The organism is Moorena sp. SIO4G3 (assembly GCF_010692305.1).
Classification (GTDB): Bacteria; Cyanobacteriota; Cyanobacteriia; order Cyanobacteriales; family Coleofasciculaceae; genus Moorena; species Moorena producens_A.
Map to the genome: position 1 here is coordinate 148,810 of NZ_JAAHIG010000023.1, position 20,524 is coordinate 169,333.

A 20,524-nucleotide genomic window follows, 5' to 3' on the forward strand; every position below is an offset into this window, starting at 1 on the left:
TTTAGTTTACCATTTCTGCCTTTGTAATTCACAATTATAACCTCGATTTATAAATGGATTAATTTGGCATTAGCTAATTACTGGATTGTCACGATTTATATGACCGTGATCGTTTCCACAAAAAGTGCCAACAAAACACGATAATAGCGCTCATTAAATAAAACTGTTAAGGTATGTCGGTAAGAGCGTGCACAGTTTTGCTGAGTATTATTATGAATATTATTCTGAGTACTATTCATGGTTCAGGCTTGATAGTGACCAACCATGAACCATGACCATTAACAATTAAGTAAGATCAAAGTTTTGTCTTATCGGAAAAACTCTGACGGCGAGAGTGGAGTATTGTTTTGATTAGTTAAATTGGTTAGTGGGCGAATACTACCACTAACCGATGGTTGGGGTTTAAGTTCTGAGCGGTTTCCCCAGCCACCATTGCGTTCTGCTGCCCTAATGCTAGGTACTGATTTCCTGCCACTAGGTAGCCCTATCGGTAGAGTGTAACTGGCCTTTACGTAAGCTTGACCATCATTATTAAATCGGACGAGGTCACCTTCCATCTTGGGAATCTGTGGCTGTTGCTCTTCAGTTCTTCCTACCTGACCATAGGGCTCATAGGTAGCTACGAAAGAGACACTATTATTGGGGCTAACTGAGAATCGTCCTTGTGATTGATTGATTTGCCAAGCTTCCTGAAGGCGACCATCTGGTGCCACCTCCCATAGTTTAAGCCTAGCTTGCCATTGACCCTGGTCGTTTACTTCAACAACTTGGCGATCCAAAATGGAATAGGTTCCTAGGGGGTTAGAACCAAATAAAGGCTGTTGTGTCGGACGCAAATAACGAATAGCAGCTACAGCAATTTGACTTTGGTTAGGTAGATTACTAGTACCGGATACAGTATACGCACCAGGACGACTGGCTGCTTTCACACTTAGTTCTAACTCAAGGTCAGGGGATTCTTTTGGGGAGCAGCTGACACACAATGCCATTAGCATTAGGAGTACAGTCCCCTGGCTATTAGAGTAAAGTGAGCGAACTGTTTGACTTAAAAATTGGTAGAATCGCATAAGCATACGTATAAACAGATTAGATATCCCTAAGGGATAGCTTACAAAGAATGACTAATTGTCAGATTAGGGGTTTAAAATATCGACTATCATAGCAAGTTGTTAAAAACGAGCTAGGTTGATTGGTAGTTACTCATAGATTTACCATGGAACGCTAATCAAGGTTTAACATAACCAATACCTTGATTGTTTATAATTGAGCGTTTATAATTGGTAGCTTATAAAATTTTATCGACTAAGACTAGTTATGAAGCAGCAAAGTAGGTTTAGACATACATCTTTATTGAAATTTTGTACTACTCAGTTGGCAATTGCTGGCCTAGTAACCCTAGGGATTCCTCATGGTGCTGCCACTGCTGGGAATCAATTTGCTTTGTGTGCCAAAGATCTCAAAGCGGCCAATATCACTTCAGAAATCGCATCACAAGCTTGTTCAGAGGCACTACAACCTGAGGATTTATCGTTGTGTGTACTGAAAATCAAGGTACTGACCTCATTAGCAGGCCAAAAAGCTTTAGGTGCTTGTACACGAGTCCGACGACCTTTGGAATTGGCTAGCTGTGTGATTGATATTGACAAGCAGATTGAAAATATAAATGCTAACTCAGTGCTGGATCACTGCCGTCGTAGCCTCCTGCCAGAGCAATTTTCTGAATGTGTTATTGGCTTGAATAGTGCCAATGTCGCTAGCCCTGACAAGGCTCTAAACACTTGTATTTCTGTTAATCAATATCCCTCCGAATTGTCTCCGACCTTTGCGCCACCTCCGGCAAGAACCTCGGTTCAGTAATTTGGTTGAGTGTTGTAAGCATATGCGCTACGCGCACGCTGCGCGAACAGCTCTCAGCAGTCAAGTCGCGCTTACTGCAGGTCACGCTGCTTAACGCGCTCCAATTCAAAATTAAAAATTATTAATTCAAAATGACAATCAGTGGGGGCTTGTACCCGCCACTGATTGAAGACCACAAGTCGCGCTTACCGTAGGTCACGTTGCTTAACGCGCTCCAATTCAAAGTTCAAAATTATTAATTCAAAATGATTCGGACAATTCTATATTTTGAATTTTGAATTTTGAATTTTTAATTACCCGGGGGGCTTGTACCCAGAATTAAAAAATTGCCAAATTAAGGCCGTAGGCCACGCTGCGGGAACGGATTTTCTTTATTTTGAAGTTTGAATTTTGAATTTTGAATTACCACTAGGGGTCAGCAGTCAGCTTTATGACACAGGCCACAAGTCCTGTGACAACACTGCAGCATTATTCCAATGCTTACCGATTTTATTCAAAAGCTGTTCGGTGTAGCTTGCCCTATGCTCATGGATCACATCAAGTAGCGTGGCACAGGCTTCTAGCCTGTGACTGATTAGCTGATAGCTGATACGCGACACGCGCTATAGCTGATAGCTGAATACTTACCTTCTGTTTATTGAAGCTTGTGTAAGTAATCAACAATTTCGTTAAATTTTTGCTCCACATTACCACTGGTGAATAAATCTTCAGCCTTGGCCAGACCTGCTGTTAAATCTTGGCAAATACCACAACGCCACAGATAAAACCCACCATTCCAGATAGCGGCTGGCATCAATGGGTTGGATTTACCCTTTAGGATTTCCTGGTACTGTGCCAGCAGTGTAGTGGTTGACTCAAACGGTAACTCCTTGCCAGCCAAACCGTATTCACTCGGATGGAGTAGCAAACGCTCAAACCCTTGACTGGCTGATGGTTGACTAATGGCTATGATGGCAGTGCGATCGCGTGGTAGGTCACAGCTACCCTCTAAGCCTTTGACAAAGGTAAAATTCTTGACAAGACGCAGCTGACATGTCTGTCTAAACAGATTTTCTGTAGGTGGATGAACATACCCGGCAACATGATGAGTTTCTCCTTGATCACCAGACCTATAGGCAGACCATAGAATTTCCATGGTTGCTATGGGTGGACGTTTCCCGATTTGGTCGCGGTAGGAAACTAACTGATCAGCTTGGGGAAAATGCTGGGGTAAATAGATAAATCCTAAGCCAGTTCTCTCCAATATTTGTTGCACCTGGGGCAGAGAAAGTTGGGAGAAATCCATGCCCAATCCCTGCCAAATCTGAATTAAGGGGACTCCATACTTAGTGGGCATACAATCTCCCCCATGCATGACCACAGGTACCCCAGCAGTAGCTAAGACTAAGGCGGTCAGGGGTGTGACTGGTGCAGTACGGTTTCGTCCATCATAGGGTGTTCCTAACACTGTAATCCCCAGGGATGAAGCAGACGAAAGTGACCGAGAAGCATCTTGTCCATGGTTGATGTCCCAGGGTTCTAACCTTGGTCCAAGTTGGTCATAAGCATCCAACATGCCTGCCAGTTCTTCACTGGTCGGTCGTTTGATGCGGTGGGCAATCATAAATGCTCCAATTTGCGCTGGTGTAGCCTCTTGTGTCAACATGAGGCGGATTGCAGTGGTGGCTTCCTCACGAGTTAACGCTTTCCCAGTGTGTACACCACTGCCCACTTTCTTTAATAATTCCCTGAAGGCATTACTCATTAGTGATTAGTCCAAAGCTGGAAACAGTGATCAAGCTTGAGCAAGGGCTGGCAGCTGGACGTTCCAAGCCTGAACTGTTGGCATGTCCAGCTGACGCACCAGTTTACAAAAATGCTGAATTGGTGGAATCTCTAAGCGATCGCGAGTCGTGACCAAGACCACCTGACGAGTCCACTTGGAATCCAAGGCAGAGATGCTACCTACTAGTTTGTTGGAGCTAGCCACGGATTCTGGTAGTTTTTCGAGGGATCGTACAGCCAGAGTAGAGTCTTGCTTTACATTGATCAGGGCTGATTTGGGCAATAGGGCAATCAATTCTCCTTGGCGCACTACTCCTTGGAATGCTTCTAGGGTATTTAACTCCATAACTGCCCGCAAATTAGCCCCTAGCCGGGCAAACTGCTGCTGTACTAAACGTTGCATCCCGTAGCCACTTTTAAAGACTACTTGTGGGTATTTAATCAGTTCTGACCAGGGCACTGGTTGATAGTTGACTAAGGGATGGTCTGATGCCATCAGGACTTCGATCGGCTCTTCATAGAGTACCTCAACAACCATCTCTGAACTAGTGGTCAAAAAGCGATTGTTCATGACAATGGCCACATCCACTAGACCATCTCGCAGTACCTTCAAAGAGCGATCGCTTCCGAGGGCAGTCACTCGTAATTGCACTTGAGGATAGGCCCGACAAAATTGCTTTAATATCGGTGGCAAATAGTGAGCGCAGACTGATTGGATTGCTGCTACACACAATTCTGGCTGCTTGCCTGCGATCAAATCTGCTAATTCTTGGGTAGCAGTTTGCCACTCTTGACAGATTTTACGAGCACGGGGTAACAGCTGTTCCCCTGCAAGAGTCAACTTGGCGTGAGCAGTGCGATGAAACAGTGGCATACCCAAATGGCTTTCGAGAGACTGAATTTGTCTACTGATAGTCGATTGTGTTACGCCGCATTTTTGTGCCGCTTGTCCAAAATTACCTGTCTGGGTGACTGCCAGAAATGCCTGCAACTGCTCAATCCGCATGATTTGTCTAAGGTGTATGAGGTTTCATCATAATTCATTGAACATAGTAGATTTTTGGAGGAACTTCGGTAGAATTTGATACATTGACGCTGGCCAATTTAACTAAATCCATAACTCCACCAATGTAATCTAGTCAACCAATTTCAATCGGGACAGTCACAGTCAAGGGAAAACAGAGCACTTCGGATTTCTGAAAAAGCCAAGATATTAAGAAAGTATAAATCAATAGATAAATCTAGCTTTTCCTGGTGTTGCTGAGGTAAATCTAAATTATAAAACCTAATCTATACCATTAATATAACATAATGTCAATAATTAACTAATATAAGTTTTACTTATTTACATTATTTAATATAGCTAAGGGCAATTACTCGAAAAACCCTTTACAAAACTAAATATATTGCTTAATATAAATACATGAAGGCGCACACAAGCCGGACGAACCTCGATAACTTCATATTCATACCCGCAATCATTAGAACATGACTACTGTATTACAACAGAGCAATACCTCTGTGTGGTCTCAGTTCTGCAATTGGGTCACCTCCACCAACAACCGCCTCTATGTAGGCTGGTTCGGTGTCTTAATGATCCCAACTTTGCTTGCTGCTACCACCTGCTTCATCATTGCTTTCATCGCTGCTCCTCCTGTGGACATCGATGGTATCCGCGAGCCTGTTGCTGGCTCCTTGATGTATGGCAACAACATCATCTCTGGTGCTGTTGTTCCTTCTTCTAACGCCATTGGCCTACACTTCTACCCAATCTGGGAAGCTGCTTCCCTAGATGAGTGGCTCTACAACGGTGGTCCTTACCAGCTAGTAGTGTTCCACTTCCTGATTGGTGTATTTGCCTACATGGGTCGTGAGTGGGAACTGAGCTACCGCTTAGGTATGCGTCCTTGGATATGCGTCGCTTACAGCGCACCTGTTGCAGCTGCTAGCGCCGTATTCCTGATCTACCCAATCGGACAAGGTTCTTTCTCCGATGGTATGCCTCTAGGTATCAGCGGAACCTTCAACTTCATGTTCGTGTTCCAAGCTGAGCACAACATCCTAATGCACCCGTTCCACATGCTAGGTGTAGCCGGTGTATTCGGTGGTTCCTTGTTCTCTGCAATGCACGGTTCTTTGGTAACCTCCTCCTTAGTACGTGAGACTACTGAAACTGAGTCACAGAACTATGGTTACAAGTTCGGTCAAGAGGAAGAAACTTACAACATCGTGGCAGCTCACGGCTACTTCGGTCGTTTAATCTTCCAATACGCTTCCTTCAACAACAGCCGTGCCTTGCACTTCTTCTTGGGTGCATGGCCTGTAATCGGCATCTGGTTTACTGCACTGGGCATTAGCACCATGGCATTTAACCTAAATGGTTTCAACTTCAACCAGAGCATCATCGACTCACAAGGTCACGTGATCAACACCTGGGCTGATGTACTAAACCGGGCTAACCTAGGTTTCGAGGTAATGCACGAGCGTAACGCTCACAACTTCCCTCTAGACCTAGCTGCTGCAGAAGCTACTCCTGTAGCTTTGACTGCTCCAGTCATCAACGGTTAATCTCAACTTGGCTTAATCTGCTAAGTTAAAATAAAGCGCTCTCCATATGGGGAGCGCTTTTTTTTATTGACAAATTGCTCAAAATATTTATAGCGCTACGGGCAAGGTAAGAGGAATTTTACCTAACTAACCATCCTTAAAGAAGCAGGAGTGTTTCATTTCTCACCCTGACCTACGCCCTAGGCGCTATTAGAGCTTTAGGATATGGAGTCGAGTAGCCCAGGATTCGTGGGATGCTGGCACTTCCTCCTTCATCGCACGTATGCCGACATCCAACCGGACCCGAGCATCCTCGGAGAACACCCCAACGACAGTACCGTAGGTAATCGAGCCGAGTGCCAATTCATTCAAGGGAACAATTCTCAGCCTGGTCGCCCAGGATTCGTGGGATGCTGGCACTTCCTCCTTCATCGCACGTATGCCGAGATCTAACCGGGTGCTACCATCCTCAGAGAAGATGCCAACCAGATGATCGGGCTCCACAGGACCACTACTCGGTCCATCTAAACGCTCGATCACTAGCCGAGTAGCCCAGGAGTCGTGGGATGCTGGCACTTCCTCCTTCATCGCACGTATGCCGACATCCAACCGGACCCGACCATCTTCAGAGAATACCCCCACCAAGTCGTTCCACTCCGGAGTCCCTTGTGTATCTGCATACGCGATTCCAGAACCTAGAAACAAAGCAGTGCATAGAATTACTGCTAAGACTCCTGCTCTGAACCAAGATCGTAATTTGATAATCATCACTTCTTTACTGTTTTGATTTGAACTGATCCCAGGTTAACTAGTAGTGATTGCTGATTGTGCCTATGATTCCGCTCTTTCAAAGTCTCCCAAAGTTTGCGATATTTAGAGGGGTTTACCAAAACCACACGAGCGCGAATTCATAGTTGAATTTAGCAACGCCTACATAGCAAGCCTTACATCTGTATAATTTATTACAGAATTTAAGGAGAGGTATGGTGGTTGATACCCCTCGCTCCCCTACTGTGCTGATAGTGCCTATGGGGAAGTGTGGGAGTGGTAATATCAATCTTGCTTGTGAAAAAATAGTCGTATGGATGATGCAATGCCCTCTGTGCGGTCATCATCAGACCCATAAATAGGTCAAAACTAGTAAGGGAAGCCAAAGGTACTACTGTCCCGAATGCCTACAAACTTTCACTGAAACGTTTGATACTCTTTACTATCGCGCCACAAATTGAGCCAGAAAAAATTCCCACGGTTCTAAAGGCTTGCTCGGTAATAAAATTTTCCTAGTAAAATTTCCAGTCAAATTTCCCTAACGGCTTTGATCCCGACGCTCACCAAGCATAGGTAGAGCGCGGGACTTCCAGCCTAAAGATTAAAAGGTAAAGGTAGTTCTGAGGGTACCGATGACTACATCATCGTTGTCAGAACTTTGGTTAGGATTCAAAAGCCAAACTACACCAGGAGTGACCGAGATGTTGTTGTTGAGTTTGTACTTATAGAACGCTGAAACCTGGTAAGCAAAATCATTGTCAAAGTTACTGTTGCCATCATCTAAATCCAGTCCTCTGAGGGTTGGTGCCGCACCACCAAAAATTCCGGCGAGATTACCTTTTTTGCCCAAATCGGGGAAAGCGATACCAGCAGCAAAGTTCCAAATTTCAGCATCACCCAAGCCAATCAACTCAGCATCGGTGTAGCCTGCCCAGCCATTGAGTACGATGTTGGGGGTAAGTCTCAAAGAGGTTTGAACACCGAAAGAGTTACTTTCGACTTTTGCGCTATCAAAGTCAACCGTGCCTAAACTGGTAGCATTCCCCAAGGCTGCTGGATTGAGATTAGCCAGGGCCGTGCCAGTACCCCCTAGGATTAAACGGGGTCGTCCATCAGCATTATCTTCGTAACCCCGAATGTAGGTGAATCCAACTTTGAAATCACTACCATAAACCAACTGAGCGATCGCAGAAAAGTTGCCATTGAATAGACCCTGGCCTTCTTGAGGATTGCTAGCGGTGTTGGAGATGTAACCTAAATCAATCCGAACATCCTTGATGGGCTTGATGGCAAGAGCAGCACCAGCACCAAACGGCCCAATCCGATAGATGGGATTACGTTCAGCAAAACGGGTAATAGCATTGGAACCACCAGCACGACCTTCAAAGAAAGGGTTGACGGTATCTGCGTAATAGTGATGCAGTGCTCGGTTAGCCAACAGTTGAACCGTTACCTTATCCCCGAGCGGGAACTTATAGCGCAAGATATCAATAATAACGTCATTACCAGTTGGTCCATCGTAGGTAAAGCGACCTTCTTGAGTTCCGGCCAGCTCACCACCAGCCCCTGTGAACAACCTTGGTACATCCCCAGCTTGGAGACGGGTTAGGAGCGCATCCTTACCGGTAAAGCTGGTTACGAAGTTGAGACGAGTCCGGTTGTGAAAAACGGTCTGAACATCATCAGCATCCCCTCCAAAGGCATCAGCTAGAGCAAAGATCACCTCACCCTTGAGTTTAGTGGTAGTGGAAAACTGATGGTCTTCTAAGAAGGCTACTCGTCCTTCTAGGTTATCTACTCGTGCCCCTAGGGTAGCCAGTTCTGTTTCAAACTCCTGTATTAACCGTTGTAGACTTTCTAAGTCCTCACGAGTGATAAAATCTCCAGTAACGCCCCCCAGTAAACGCTCAATCTGGTTCAAACAGGAATTCAAACCAGCAGCAAATTCGTAGCGAGTCAAGGCTCGGTTACCCCGGAAGGTAGCATTGGGATAACCAGCAATACAGCCGTAGCGTTCTACTAAAGAGCGTAATGCTTCATAAGCCCAATCTCCAGGGGAAACGTCTCTGAGTTGAGACACATTAGTGACTTGTTCCATAGAGTCATCCTCTACAGTGTTTCCATTTAGTTGAGAAACACCAGTCACCGGTCCCATCAAGTCATCTTGTGCAGTTTCCTCGTCACCGTATGAGGTCACTGAATCACTAGCAGAATTACTGATAGTAGAATTACTGATATCAACCGTATGCCCAGTAGAGGCATCAGCCACTAATGGTAGATCAGAGGGAAGAACAGACTGAGTTATGGAGGTGAGGTCAGGGGCTGCTTCTACTGTCAGTGTTTCTACTGTAGTGGTAGGGTTGACAGCGGATTCTTGAGAGATTGTCTCTTCTGGCAAAGCTTCCTCAGTTGCTGCTACTGCTGAGGATGAAATCAATAGAGTTGCCCCAACAAACAAGGTGGGCGACTTTAGCACAGAGAGCCACAAATTTTTTGATCTGTTCACAGGGTTTCCTCACACACAATCAGGGTTTTGATAGGTGCGCTTTCCGCATCTAATTATTAAATTTGCCACGGGTCGCACCTCTGGATAAAGTCAACAGGACTACCGTCTCTTTTTAGGTATGTCACTAATTTATGACAAATTGATGACAATATGGCACACAGAGATAACAGATCAGGAAATACCAGCTTCAAAATTATGGTAGTTCTTCTGCTCATCTGCCGATCCCGTCATGGTCGTTTGTCTTGACTTAGTCTCATTTGAGCCCTTTTTGATCAGTTTTTGATCAAGGGATAGTTTAAGAGACGATTAACTTTACCGATTTAAGAATTACCTTGGATGGAGGTTTTGTTTGTATTTTTTAATACAAAAAATTTTGGCTTGATGGGATTAGAGCATAGTATACATGCAATTATGTAAAGAATTTCCCAGATTAAATCAGTATTAACGGCTTTAATCCAAATTTTTGATATATTATCAATAGTTATTTAAATTAATACTATTATAAGTAACAATAAACAATTATTAAATTCGGGAATCGGGAATCGGGAATCGGGAATCGGGAATCGGGAATCGGGAATCGGGAAAGAATAGGCAACAGGCAACAGGAAACAGGCAATAAGCAAGATTAAAGAAGCAATAGGCAAGAGTAAAGATTGAAATCAAAACATTTGTGTATCGTTAAGTAATTTATATGATAAAATACAGTGGTAGAATCCTTTGCTGGTCGAGTTTTATATAACGCTACGAAAGCTTACTCCCTACAGTTAGGTAAAGGGGAAGGCTACCGTTATCTCAAACCGGTGATTGCTCTGACGATTACCGATTTTATTATGTTTGCTGAGCATAATATGGTAACCTCTCATTTCCAGTTACGACAAAAAATAACCAACATCAGCTACGTATAAAATCCCTTAGAATTAGTGTTTGTAGAACTACCCAAGTTTGAGAAACAGTTGGAGGAGTTAGAGCAACTGGATGAGTTGTGGATGTATTTTTTAAAAAATGCGCCTTCCTTAGATAGGGTGCCACTGAAAATGGCGAATAAGCGTAAAAGAATACAAGGTAAAACTACTAGTTTTTGACCCAGACCAGGAGGTAGTTGTACAGTGGAACGATTGAACCAGTATCGGCAATGGATTCAGCAGGTTTTAGCTCGACATAACCAGTTTGTACCTTCCTATGGTGAGATTGAACAATTTACAGTTTGTGACCACAACGATGATCATTACTTACTAGTAACAGTTGGCTGGGAAGGTGACCGCCGAGTTTGTGGTTCGTTGATCCATATTGATATCAAGGGAGAAAAAATCTGGATTCAACATGATGGTACTGAGGTGGGTGTCGCCAATGAGCTAGTAGAATTGGGAGTACCTAAGTCAGAAATTGTCATCGGTTATCATGACCCCAACGCACGTAAGTTGACCGAATTTGCCGTAGGATAAAAAAAGTCAAAAGGCAATAGGCAATAGGCAATAGGCAATAGTGCATCTCATATTTGAAAATCTTGGGTAGGGTGCGTTAGGGGGGGTTCTCATTTTCCGCTTCGTAGTCAGGATTTGGACAGCCCGCCCCGTAACGCACCACCGGGTCTGAGTTATGCCTGAGTTGTACCTGAGTTGGGCTAAGTCCCTAGGCAAGAGCGTTATAGTTTGATTAGCTCATCTAACCTAGACCATGCCACGCTCACTCAGAGTTCGCCCAGAGTATATTGACCAGGTAAAATTAGCGGTTCAACGCAACGGTTTCCCTCGCCAGAAAGATTTAGCTGACGAGTTATTACTATCTCTATCAACCGTCAGTAATTATCTGAATGGGAAAGCTGTATATAACCTGCATTTTCAACAAATTAGTGAAAAATTGGGGCAAGACTGGAACGCGATGCTCCGTAGGAGCCGCTACGCGAACGCATTCTTTGACGAAAATACTGGCAATGATACGTCAGCCTATGGGACAGTAAACTCAGAAGTAGTGATCACACACTGCCCTGAAGAAGACTCTTCATTGATTTATGTTGAACGTCCTCCCATTGAACACTCCTGTTATCAAGCTCTTTTAGCTCCCGGTGCCTTAGTCAGGATTAAAGCCCCGAGGCTGATGGGGAAGACATTACTCATGGTGAGAATGTTGGATCAGCTTGCCCAGAAAGGCTACCGAAAGGCGTATGTAAATTTTCACTTAGCCCATAGCAATGACTTGACCGATGTCGATGGATTGTTCAAGTGGTTTTGTATCAGTGTTGGTCAAAGTTTGAAGATACCGAATCGGTTGAGAGATTATTGGGATGAAGACTTTTCCACCGCTAAAGTGGATTGTACCGAATACTTTGAGAACTATCTTCTGCCTGAAGCTGGCGCTCCCGTGGTTTTATGCCTAGATGAAGTAGACCGAGTGTTTCCCTACCCTGAGGTAGCTTCAGAATTTTTGGGATTGCTGAGGGCGTGGCACGAACGGGGGAAAGTCGAACAGGTCTGGAAACGGTTGCGGTTGGTGGTTGTCCATTCCACAGACGTTTATATTCCGCTCAATATCAATGAATCCCCGTTTAATGTGGGAGTGCCCATTGAATTACCAGAATTTACCCCTGAACAAGTCCAGGAATTAGCCCGACAACATGGACAGGATTGGAGTGAATCCCTTGTGGAGCAACTGATGGGGATGGTGGGAGGTCATCCTGATCTGGTACAGCAAGCCTTATCTCACTGCCAAATCAACGGTAATGATTCCCTGGCACAACTGTTGCAAGCGGCTCCTACAGATGCTGGCATCTACGCTAACCACCTGCGACATCTGTGGCGGATGCTGCAACCACACCCAGATTTGGCCAAAGCACTGTTACAGGTGATTGATGCTAACGCTCCTGTGCATCTGGACTTGATAGCAGCCTTTGAACTTCCCCAACCTAAGAGGATGGGGATTCCCAGGCACAACCTAACGGCTGTTAACTCCATGGGCGTGACTTTCCCTCGTTCCGAGGGTAGCCGGGTAAGATCGATACCCAGTTTTTTATATATTAACGCCATTGAGGGAAAAATTCATCCCCACCTTAAAAAGGATGGGGTATTCTTTTTCCCTGGCCTTTGGCCACGCTACGCGAACAAACTCCCTTCTTCGATAAGTTGTACAGCATGGGGCTAGTGAAAAAGCAGGGCAATCAGGTCAGGCTCAGTTGTAATTTATATCGACTGTATTTTAGAGACCACCTTGGAGAACTGTCATGAGTACAGGAGCCTATCAGGTTGGGGGATGCCTACCACCGGATGCTAGTACTTATGTCGTGCGTACCGCTGACGGGGAACTTTACCAGCAGTTGCTGGCTGGAGAGTTTTGCTATGTCTTGAATTCCCGCCAAATGGGGAAGTCTTCCCTGAGAGTGCGAACCATGAAACGGCTGCAAAACCAGGGGGTGGCTTGTGCATCCATTGATATTACCGAATTAGGAACCCAACAGGTTACCCCAGAGAAATGGTACGGTGGCTTAACCAAAACCCTGATTAACCGATTCGGTCTACAAGAGAAATTATCATTTCGCAGCTGGCTCAATGAGCACAAAGATATTCCCCCAGTACAGCTTTTTCGGGAGTTTATCGAAGAGGTATTACTGATCCAAATTGCCGAACCGATTGTTATTTTTATTGATGAAATTGATAGCGTTCTGCAACTGGCGTTTAAAGATGACTTCTTTGCCCTAATTCGAGCCTGTTATAACAAACGGGCGGAAAATTATGCCTATAATCGGATCAGTTTTGTGCTGTTGGGGGTGGCGACACCAGGGGATTTAATTGCAGATAAAGACCGCACCCCGTTTAATATTGGCCGAGCTGTTGAGTTACATGGCTTTCAACTCCATGAAGTTGAGCCATTAGTCAGGGGGTTGGAGGGACATGTCAGTAATCCCCAGGCAGTGATCGAGGAGATAGTAAAGTGGACAGGAGGACAACCGTTTCTTACTCAAAAGCTTTGTCAGTTGGTGGTGAGTTCTGGGTGTTGGGATCCCTCCCAACCCCCCTTAACAAGTTTGGATCCCCCCCAACCCCCCTTAACAAGTTTGGATCCCCCCCAACCCCCCTTCACAAGGGGGGAGAAGGAGAAGGAATGGATTGAGAAGCCTTTAACAAGTTTGGATCCCCCCCAACCCCCCTTCACAAGGCTATCCATTAGGCAAAAGTAGTCGAAACAGTGATAGAGACTAGGATTGAGGTAAGAATTGACAGAGGAGTGGTGAGAGCCATTATTAGACTAACAGGGGTCTCCCTTGACTGCGATCGCGTTCATCACAAATGCGATTGCCTACGGCAGCAGCTTGCGCTAATCGCACTTAAGAAGGAGCACCCTCGCGGGAGTGGACAGGGAGGTAATGGTTGTGAGAGTATCAGAGGAAAAAGTCAATCAGGAGCTCAAGAAAAACAAATGAAGGATTGGATTAGCCAGGAAATAAATCCTAAATTTTTCAGGACATACGCCATGCCAAAAGATTGAGAAAGACACTTTTGCTCTTAAGCGAGCATCCAGGAGAAACAGTACCACAAGCGAGTGGTAATGGGAGTAACAGCCAAAGTATTTACAGATTTTGGTCAAATGAGAAAGTGACAAAAACACAAATATTGGCTTCACACAGGGAAGGCGTAGTGAGGAGATGTCAAGAAGCAGGAGTAGTGCTGGCAATACAAGATACGACAGATTTGGAGTATACGACACATGAAGCAACGAAGGGTTTGGGATATATCAATCAGACCATTCAACAAGGAATCAAAGTTCATAGTTGTCTAGCGGTAAGTGTTAAAGGGGAACCATTAGGGCTGCTACATCAGCAGAGTTGGACAAGAAAGCATAGGAGTGGAAAGAAAAAAGAACGCAAGAAAAAACCGATTCAAGAAAAAGAAAGCTATCGATGGTTACAGACAGTTAAAGAAGCATCCGTTGGACTAGTCGAAAAAGCCTTGGTCATACATGTTGCTGATCGTGAAGCTGATATCTTTGAGTTGTTCGCCCAAAAGCGCTGTAGCAATAGCGAATTACTAATTCGAGGAGAATATAACCGCAGGGTGAAAGAGGAGATGGGATATCTGTTACCGATGATTGAACAAAGCCCAACTTTAGGTACAATGACCATCGACTTAGAGCGTAATCCCAAACGTCCAGCTCGTCAAGCAACGTTGCAAATTCGAGGTATGAAAGTGACACTGGAAGTGCCTCAAAATCACCCCAAACCTCACAATCTTGAACCAGTGGAAATTAACGTACTACTGGTTCAAGAGACTGAGAAACCGGCTGATGGTAGTCAACCCATTCGTTGGTTGTTGCTCACCACTCTACCCATTGACGACTTCCAAAAAGCTTGGCAATGTGTACGGTGGTATAGCTATCGATGGCTGATTGAACGCTTTCACTTTACCCTAAAAAGTGGCTGTGGTATGGAAAAACTTCAACTTCAAACCCGAGAGCGTTTACTCAAAGCATTGGCTACTTATAATATCGTTGCTTGGCGACTAATGTGGTTGACTTATCAAGCTCGACTTAATCCGGATGCTTCTTGCCAAGTTGTGTTCTCTCCAGCAGAATGGAAACTCTTGCGACGTAAATTTCAACCCAAAAACCGCTCAAAAAAACCTCCTACTCTTCATCAAGCTCTAATTTGGATTGCACGCTTGGGTGGATTTTTGGCTCGTACTGGAGATGGCGAACCTGGCTTGAAAACCCTCTGGCGAGGGCTTTCAACCTTCTACCATTTGCTTGAAGGTTCACAACTTGTTTCTACATCGTAGTCTCTATCACTGTTTCGACTACTTTTGCCTAATGGATAGCACAAGGGGGGAGAAGGAGAAGGAATCGATTGAGAAGCCTTTAACAAGTTTGGATCCCCCCCAACCCCCCTTCACAAGGGGGGAGATGGAGAAGGAATCGATTGAGAAGCCTTTAACAAGGGGGGAGAGGGAGAAGCCATGGATTGAGAGGTTAGTGCGATCGCATTTTATAGATAACTGGGAAGCTACCGATGAACCGGAACACTTGAAGACCATACGCGATCGCATTCTTTCTAATGAGCAACGGGCTGCCTATTTGTTGGAATTGTATCAGCAGGTGTGGCAGCAGGGGGAAGTTGTTGCTAATAACAGTTTTGAAGAGGGCAAGTTACAGTTATCTGGGTTAGTGGTCAAGCACAGACTTGGAACCTCTCCAGTGCTTAAAGTTTATAACCCGATCTACCGTGAAGTCTTTAATCAGGACTGGATTAACCAAGAATTATCCCAGTTACGTCCCTATTCGGAAGCCTTTAGGGCTTGGGTGGCCTCGGATTGTCAGGATCAGTCACTGTTGTTGCGGGGTAAAACTCTAAAGAATGCTCAAGCTTGGGCCAAGGGTAAAAATTTAAGTTATCAGGATCAGCAGTTTCTGGCAGCAAGTGAAAAAAAGCAGATAGAGGAGCAAATCGCTCAAAAAGATCGATTTGCGGAATTAGAGAGAGAGAGGAAAGATAGGGAAGCAGCCCAGAAGATAAATCTGGTACTAACTGAGGCGAATCGGAAAGCAAAACGACAGATGCTTTTCGGGTTGGGTGTCTTAATTTTAGCGTTATTGGGAGCTGGGATTTCTGTAAAAATAGCAGCAATTCGAGTGGCAAACGCAAATCGCCAGGTTGATTCTGCCAAAATAGAACGTGACCAGGCAAAGGAAGAAGTTAAATATGTCTCGCAGCTATCTGAACTAGCTGTAAGACTTCACAGTGCAAATAAGCGCTCTGAGGCAGCAAGAGCCAGGAAACAAGCAGCTCTATCCTTTGAGATTCAAGACTATGAACTCAAACAAGCCATGCTCCTGAGCAATATTTCAATTGCTTATCAGCAACTTGAGCAGTTCGATCAGGCAAATAAGGCAGTTTCAGAAAGTTTGGATATATTAGCAAATTCAGATAAGATAAACTCTCTAGATCACTCAGCTCTTCTTGCCCAATCTTTAAATATCCAAGCTCGTTTACTCGCAGCTCAAGGAGATACTCAAAGAGCATCGTCTGCTTACGCCGCAGCTTTTGATACTATCCAATCGTTAGGTAGTGATTTAACTAGGATAAATCCAGCTATACGGGTTTATTTTGTAGAAATTGTAGAGAGTGTTTATCAAGGGTTGATCGGGTCGCTTTTGGATTCTGAAGAAACTGGCTCTAACCAGCAAACTCTGATAAAAGTCCGTCAGGTTATTGAATCTCTCCATTTGACTGAACTCAACAACTTCCGTAAGATAGTTCCTTTGAATCCTAATCTAATCGAAATTGACCAGATTGATTCCCAAGCAGCAGTAATCTATCCTATTATTTTAGACGACCGCTTGGAAGTAATTCTTCACTTGCCCGGTCAACCATTGCACCGCTACTCAACACCCTTATCTACAGAAGAAGTATACAATACAATTAGTAGCTTTAAAATAGCATATTTAGAAGTCTATAGATTGATAAGGAAAGATTTGACTTGGTCAAAAAAAGTTTACGAATTACTTATTCAGCCAGCAGAAACTAAGTTAGCTAAAAGCAGCGTCAAGACCCTGGTATTTGTGCCAAATATTGGGCTAAGAGATATTCCTATAGCAGCTCTCCACGATGGTCAGCAGTATTTAGTAGAAAAATATGCCATTGCTGTTACCCCTGGTTTACAGATACTAGAGCCTCAGCCCCAGGTACACAGACCTTTAAGAGGTTTGATTGCTGGAGTTTCTCAAGGTCGCCAAGATTTTGGAGGCCGCCAATATTTTGGATCATCACCTGGAGTTGAGAAGGAGGTAGAACAAATTAGCTCAATGATACCGAGTTCAGTTCTACTCAATCAGAGCTTCACTAGTACAGCCCTGAAAAACGCACTTAACTCCTCTTCCTTCCCTGTAGTTCACTTGGGAACCCATGGACAGTTTTCTTCAGAAGATACATTTATATTGGCTTGGGACAAAAAAATTACAGCCAAGGACTTTGAGGAGTTACTGGGTTCAAGAGAACAGGAAAAATTCGACCCGATTGAATTACTCGTGCTCAGTAGTTGTGGAGGTGCTGTAGGGAATAATCAAACACCTTTTGGATTAGCGGGATTAGCCCTAAGATCTAGAGTACGCAGTATCCTGGGCACTCTGGTGGCTGTTAACGACGAATCCACTGCTGAGCTTATGGTTCAGTTTTACCAAGAATTCACTCAACGGAACCTTACCAAAGCTGAAGCCCTGCGCCATGCTCAGTTAAGTATCTTGAAAGACCCTAACTACGAACATGCCTATTACTGGGCACCCTTTGTTATAATCGGTGACTGGCGGTAAGGGGCTATGACCTAAGCCGTCAGCCGTCAGCCGTCAGCCGTCAGCTAAAAGCTCACGCTACTTGAAAAGTCGCAAACCGCTAGAAGATATTATTAAATTTAAAAAATATAATTTCATGAAAACATTTACTGCAATTGTTGAGCGAGATTTAGATACCAATCTCTACGTTGGTTATATTCCAAGATTTAAAGGCGCACATTCTCAGGGAGAAACCTTAGACGAGTTAAAGGAAAATTTGCGAGAAGTAATTGAAATGCTGCTAGACGAGAAAAATTTAACCTTTGAAACAGAATTTGTATGATAGTTACAGGATTTTTCATACCTATCAGGTACACAGTATTTTTTCCCGATTCCCGATTCCCGATTCCCGATTCCCGCCACACTAATCGGTTAATAGAGGCTCAGAGACGTTATATTGATGATCGAATAAGATGGGGATAGGAAGAATCAGCCATCTGTTCTACTTAATTGATGATCTTATTCAGGGGTTTGCTCAATTCCAGAGAAACGGTAATGCTAAAACTGCATTGTAGAGCCCTGATCTCTTTGACTTCAAGTTTTTTTAGCAGTTGTAGAACCCAGTGACATGGAGTATCAGCCACTGGATACTAACCACATTGCCTTGAGAGTCACAGAAAACAGACACTGACATATCAACCGCTACAGGTTTACCTTGCCGTGGACACAACACCACTTGCCAGTCCTTGAGCTTTTGCAATTCCTGGAGCTCGTGGAGTTGGTGCTGGAACCGATTAGACTCAGCGTCACTGATAAAGCTCATCAGCGGTTTACCCACCAGATAATACTGCTGTACGTTGAGTAGACTAGCCGCTGCATAGTTTGCTTCTTGGATAATTCCTTGACCATTGGTTACCAGGTAACCCTCGGGAGCCAATTCAAACAAATTATGGTAATGTTGTTGCCGTGATTCTAAGACAGCATAAGCCGCTTGCAAAGCCTCATACTTCTCGCTGAGTTCTTCAAAACCCGTAGAGAGTTCCTCTAGAGCAGCATAGAGCAGATCCGGCGGTGCATAGGATTGCTTAGTATCTAGTGATTCAAGTTTGAGGCACTTTTGAGCTGGAATCTCGTGCTTGGTAAAGTCAAAGCCTGGATTTGTGTCCAGTGAACTCAGAAGTGCTTTGAATACGGGATCGTCGTTTATATTCACTCGTATTTCTCCATCCACAGAGCAAGTCTAGGAACAATTGAGGCTGGATTACTCAACGGCCTTCTGCCAAATCGTCCCCTAGGGTTCGCGAGTGTACTTGATGCTAGCAAATTTTTGTGGCAAAATCATGAAGCAAACGCCCAGAATTGGCTGTTAAACCACGCTTGCTCCGCAATATCTTTGCTTTTTATTGATTTTTCTTTCTCTATGGATGGCTCAGATCGGCTCTCCTCAATTAAAATCCGCCTTAGGGATTTGAGTTAAGGGGTAGCCCACTTCTGAATTAAACCACAAGTATAGAGTATAGCACAAAAAAATGCAAGCGTTAGCAACGGTAGGCCCTGAAGGCTTGACGCACCTAGACTAATGGGAATTTACTGGGAATTTACAATCAAAATTTACAATGGGAATTTTTTGAGGGCTGCGATCGCATGCAAGCTCACGGAGTGATCTGAGTCTGCGACCAAGTCTTTGAGTAATGGTATTGATTCAAATTGAGCTAATTGTCCTAGGGACATAGCTAGAGTTTGTTTGATTTGCTGATCTTCAGTAGCCAGTTGCCCTGATTGACAAAAGTCGATCAAAATCTCAGCCGCTTTGGGTTTCAAATAGTCTGACTCTACCATCCCCAGGACGCTAATGATTTCCCGACAGACTGGTGTGGGTGCCGACCTCAGCACTGCTTGCAACTGTTGTAGGGAATTGCTAGTAAACTCCCAACTGAAAGCACGGACAATCTCGATTTGTAAAGTGATTGGTGTAGGTGGTGACTGGAGTGCCTTAACTAACGCTTGATGGGCGTCCAAGGTAGCTAAACGCCCGAGTGCGATCGCAGCTTGGTGGCAAACCTCCAAATTCAGGTCATAAAGCAATGGTTTAATCCGCTTGACTAGATCTAAATCTGGCAACAGAGTGCGTAGTAACCCTAGACCAATCACCGCTTCTTTCCTCACCGCTGCCACGTTATCGCTTAAGGCGTTCAGGAGCACTGGAGTAATTGAAGGTGAGCGAAAATTACTGAGGGTTTCAATAGCAGTAGCCCGTATTTCCCAGCTGGGGTCATTAACCACACTCAGCAATGGCTCAATAACTTCCGGACGATGAATATGAGCCAGGGCTTGCACTGCCAATAATCTGGCCTCTGGGGATTCTGGGAAACGGCTTAAAGCCGCCACTGCTGAAGTCCCAATGTTTGCCAGTGCTTCAGAAGCCATATAGGCTAACTCTTCATCCTCACCATCCTTCAGCAATTTGACTAGCACCATCACCACTGCCGGGTCATCAAACTGACCTAAGATCCGACCAGCAAACCAACGGACTTCCAAATCTAGTGCTTCATCTTCTAGGATGCTGATTACCGGAGCAATAACAGCTTTCCCCAGTTTTGGTAGCACCTTTACTAAATCCCATTTTTCGTGAAAATCCCCACTCTTTAGCACCTGTAATCCCAGACTCAAGGCTAGGTTAAATTCTTCATCATTTAACCGGTGCTGTGTCTGACCATTTTTCCCTAAGGACAACTGCTGAAGATGTTGAGTTAGTAATGAAAAATTTTCCTGCTGTCCAGCAAGACTGGCTTGTTCTAAAATGTTCAGCATTGTTTAATCGTTGCCTCACGGCAA

At 44.5% G+C, this 20,524-nt stretch carries 21 protein-coding genes and 1 pseudogene; 14 read left to right on the forward strand and 8 right to left on the reverse strand.

Annotated features, from left to right (window positions below; all coding sequences use genetic code 11):
- Positions 1-308: 308 nt before the first annotated feature.
- Positions 309-995 (reverse strand): hypothetical protein, encoded by a 687-nt coding sequence (locus tag F6J99_RS06935; RefSeq protein WP_293112289.1) that lies wholly within the window; start codon positions 993-995, stop codon positions 309-311.
- A gap of 319 nt (positions 996-1,314) precedes the next feature.
- Between F6J99_RS06935 and F6J99_RS06940 the strand changes: the two genes are divergently transcribed.
- On the forward strand, positions 1,315-1,857 hold the full coding sequence (locus F6J99_RS06940) for a hypothetical protein (protein ID WP_293112290.1): 543 nt from the start codon (positions 1,315-1,317) through the stop codon (positions 1,855-1,857).
- Positions 1,858-2,285: 428 nt separating this feature from the next.
- Here F6J99_RS06940 and F6J99_RS06945 read toward each other — a convergent pair whose 3' ends face one another.
- Genes F6J99_RS06945 through F6J99_RS06955 form a run of 3 tightly spaced genes read right to left on the reverse strand, consistent with a single transcriptional unit; the run spans position 2,286 to position 4,627 of the window.
- Entirely contained in the window at positions 2,286-2,456 is a 171-nt protein-coding gene (locus tag F6J99_RS06945; RefSeq protein ID WP_293112291.1) for a hypothetical protein, read from the reverse strand.
- 35 nt (positions 2,457-2,491) lie between these two features.
- The gene (locus F6J99_RS06950) at positions 2,492-3,601 is read right to left on the reverse strand and encodes an anthranilate phosphoribosyltransferase family protein (RefSeq protein WP_293112292.1); all 1,110 of its coding nucleotides are present in this window, start codon (positions 3,599-3,601) and stop codon (positions 2,492-2,494) included.
- Between the two features lie 30 nt (positions 3,602-3,631).
- A complete protein-coding gene (locus F6J99_RS06955) occupies positions 3,632-4,627 on the reverse strand; it encodes a LysR family transcriptional regulator (RefSeq protein WP_293112293.1) in 996 nt (331 codons plus the stop codon).
- A 482-nt stretch (positions 4,628-5,109) separates the two neighbouring features.
- On the opposite strand from F6J99_RS06955, the gene psbA reads away from it, so the two are divergent.
- Both psbA and F6J99_RS06965 read left to right on the forward strand, forming a co-directional pair.
- Entirely contained in the window at positions 5,110-6,189 is a 1,080-nt protein-coding gene (gene psbA / locus F6J99_RS06960) for a photosystem II q(b) protein (protein WP_293112294.1), read from the forward strand.
- 1,052 nt (positions 6,190-7,241) lie between these two features.
- Positions 7,242-7,428 (forward strand): annotated as a pseudogene (locus tag F6J99_RS06965) (IS1 family transposase); the annotation flags it as partial.
- 109 nt (positions 7,429-7,537) lie between these two features.
- On the opposite strand, the gene F6J99_RS06970 reads toward F6J99_RS06965, so the two are convergent.
- Both F6J99_RS06970 and F6J99_RS06975 read right to left on the reverse strand, forming a co-directional pair.
- Positions 7,538-9,442, reverse strand: coding sequence for an iron uptake porin (locus F6J99_RS06970; protein ID WP_293112295.1), 1,905 nt, complete (start codon positions 9,440-9,442; stop codon positions 7,538-7,540).
- 522 nt (positions 9,443-9,964) lie between these two features.
- Positions 9,965-10,105 carry a hypothetical protein gene (locus F6J99_RS06975; RefSeq protein ID WP_293112296.1) on the reverse strand — a complete coding sequence of 47 codons (141 nt, stop codon included), beginning with the start codon at positions 10,103-10,105 and terminating at the stop codon, positions 9,965-9,967.
- Between the two features lie 41 nt (positions 10,106-10,146).
- On the opposite strand from F6J99_RS06975, the gene F6J99_RS06980 reads away from it, so the two are divergent.
- The 11 genes from F6J99_RS06980 to F6J99_RS07030 all read left to right on the forward strand — a co-directional run bounded on the left by F6J99_RS06980 (position 10,147) and on the right by F6J99_RS07030 (position 18,172).
- Positions 10,147-10,347 (forward strand): hypothetical protein, encoded by a 201-nt coding sequence (locus tag F6J99_RS06980; protein WP_229424416.1) that lies wholly within the window; start codon positions 10,147-10,149, stop codon positions 10,345-10,347.
- A gap of 15 nt (positions 10,348-10,362) precedes the next feature.
- A complete protein-coding gene (locus F6J99_RS06985) occupies positions 10,363-10,524 on the forward strand; it encodes a hypothetical protein (protein ID WP_293112297.1) in 162 nt (53 codons plus the stop codon).
- Between the two features lie 24 nt (positions 10,525-10,548).
- Positions 10,549-10,884 (forward strand): XisI protein, encoded by a 336-nt coding sequence (locus F6J99_RS06990; protein WP_293112298.1) that lies wholly within the window; start codon positions 10,549-10,551, stop codon positions 10,882-10,884.
- Positions 10,885-11,116: 232 nt separating this feature from the next.
- Positions 11,117-12,577, forward strand: a complete 1,461-nt coding sequence (locus F6J99_RS06995) for an AAA-like domain-containing protein (protein ID WP_293112299.1) — start codon at positions 11,117-11,119, stop codon at positions 12,575-12,577.
- Entirely contained in the window at positions 12,568-12,660 is a 93-nt protein-coding gene (locus F6J99_RS07000) for a hypothetical protein (RefSeq protein WP_293112300.1), read from the forward strand. The genes F6J99_RS06995 and F6J99_RS07000 overlap by 10 nt, the downstream gene beginning before the upstream one ends.
- Entirely contained in the window at positions 12,657-13,610 is a 954-nt protein-coding gene (locus F6J99_RS07005; RefSeq protein ID WP_365972779.1) for an AAA-like domain-containing protein, read from the forward strand. Before F6J99_RS07000 ends, F6J99_RS07005 begins: the two co-directional genes overlap by 4 nt.
- Before the next feature lie 8 nt (positions 13,611-13,618).
- Positions 13,619-13,918, forward strand: a complete 300-nt coding sequence (locus F6J99_RS07010) for a hypothetical protein (RefSeq protein WP_293112301.1) — start codon at positions 13,619-13,621, stop codon at positions 13,916-13,918.
- A gap of 11 nt (positions 13,919-13,929) precedes the next feature.
- Positions 13,930-15,204, forward strand: a complete 1,275-nt coding sequence (locus F6J99_RS07015) for an IS4 family transposase (RefSeq protein WP_293112302.1) — start codon at positions 13,930-13,932, stop codon at positions 15,202-15,204.
- Positions 15,205-15,235: 31 nt separating this feature from the next.
- Positions 15,236-17,731, forward strand: coding sequence for a CHAT domain-containing protein (locus F6J99_RS07020; protein ID WP_293112303.1), 2,496 nt, complete (start codon positions 15,236-15,238; stop codon positions 17,729-17,731).
- A 115-nt stretch (positions 17,732-17,846) separates the two neighbouring features.
- Complete coding sequence (locus F6J99_RS07025) at positions 17,847-18,032, forward strand: type II toxin-antitoxin system HicB family antitoxin (protein WP_293112304.1); 186 nt, start codon at positions 17,847-17,849, stop codon at positions 18,030-18,032.
- Entirely contained in the window at positions 18,029-18,172 is a 144-nt protein-coding gene (locus F6J99_RS07030) for a hypothetical protein (protein WP_293112305.1), read from the forward strand. The genes F6J99_RS07025 and F6J99_RS07030 overlap by 4 nt, the downstream gene beginning before the upstream one ends.
- 121 nt (positions 18,173-18,293) lie before the next feature.
- Here F6J99_RS07030 and F6J99_RS07035 read toward each other — a convergent pair whose 3' ends face one another.
- Positions 18,294-18,902, reverse strand: coding sequence for a PAS domain-containing protein (locus tag F6J99_RS07035; protein ID WP_293112306.1), 609 nt, complete (start codon positions 18,900-18,902; stop codon positions 18,294-18,296).
- A 398-nt stretch (positions 18,903-19,300) separates the two neighbouring features.
- Positions 19,301-20,500, reverse strand: a complete 1,200-nt coding sequence (locus tag F6J99_RS07040; RefSeq protein ID WP_293112307.1) for a HEAT repeat domain-containing protein — start codon at positions 20,498-20,500, stop codon at positions 19,301-19,303.
- Positions 20,501-20,524: the final 24 nt, after the last annotated feature.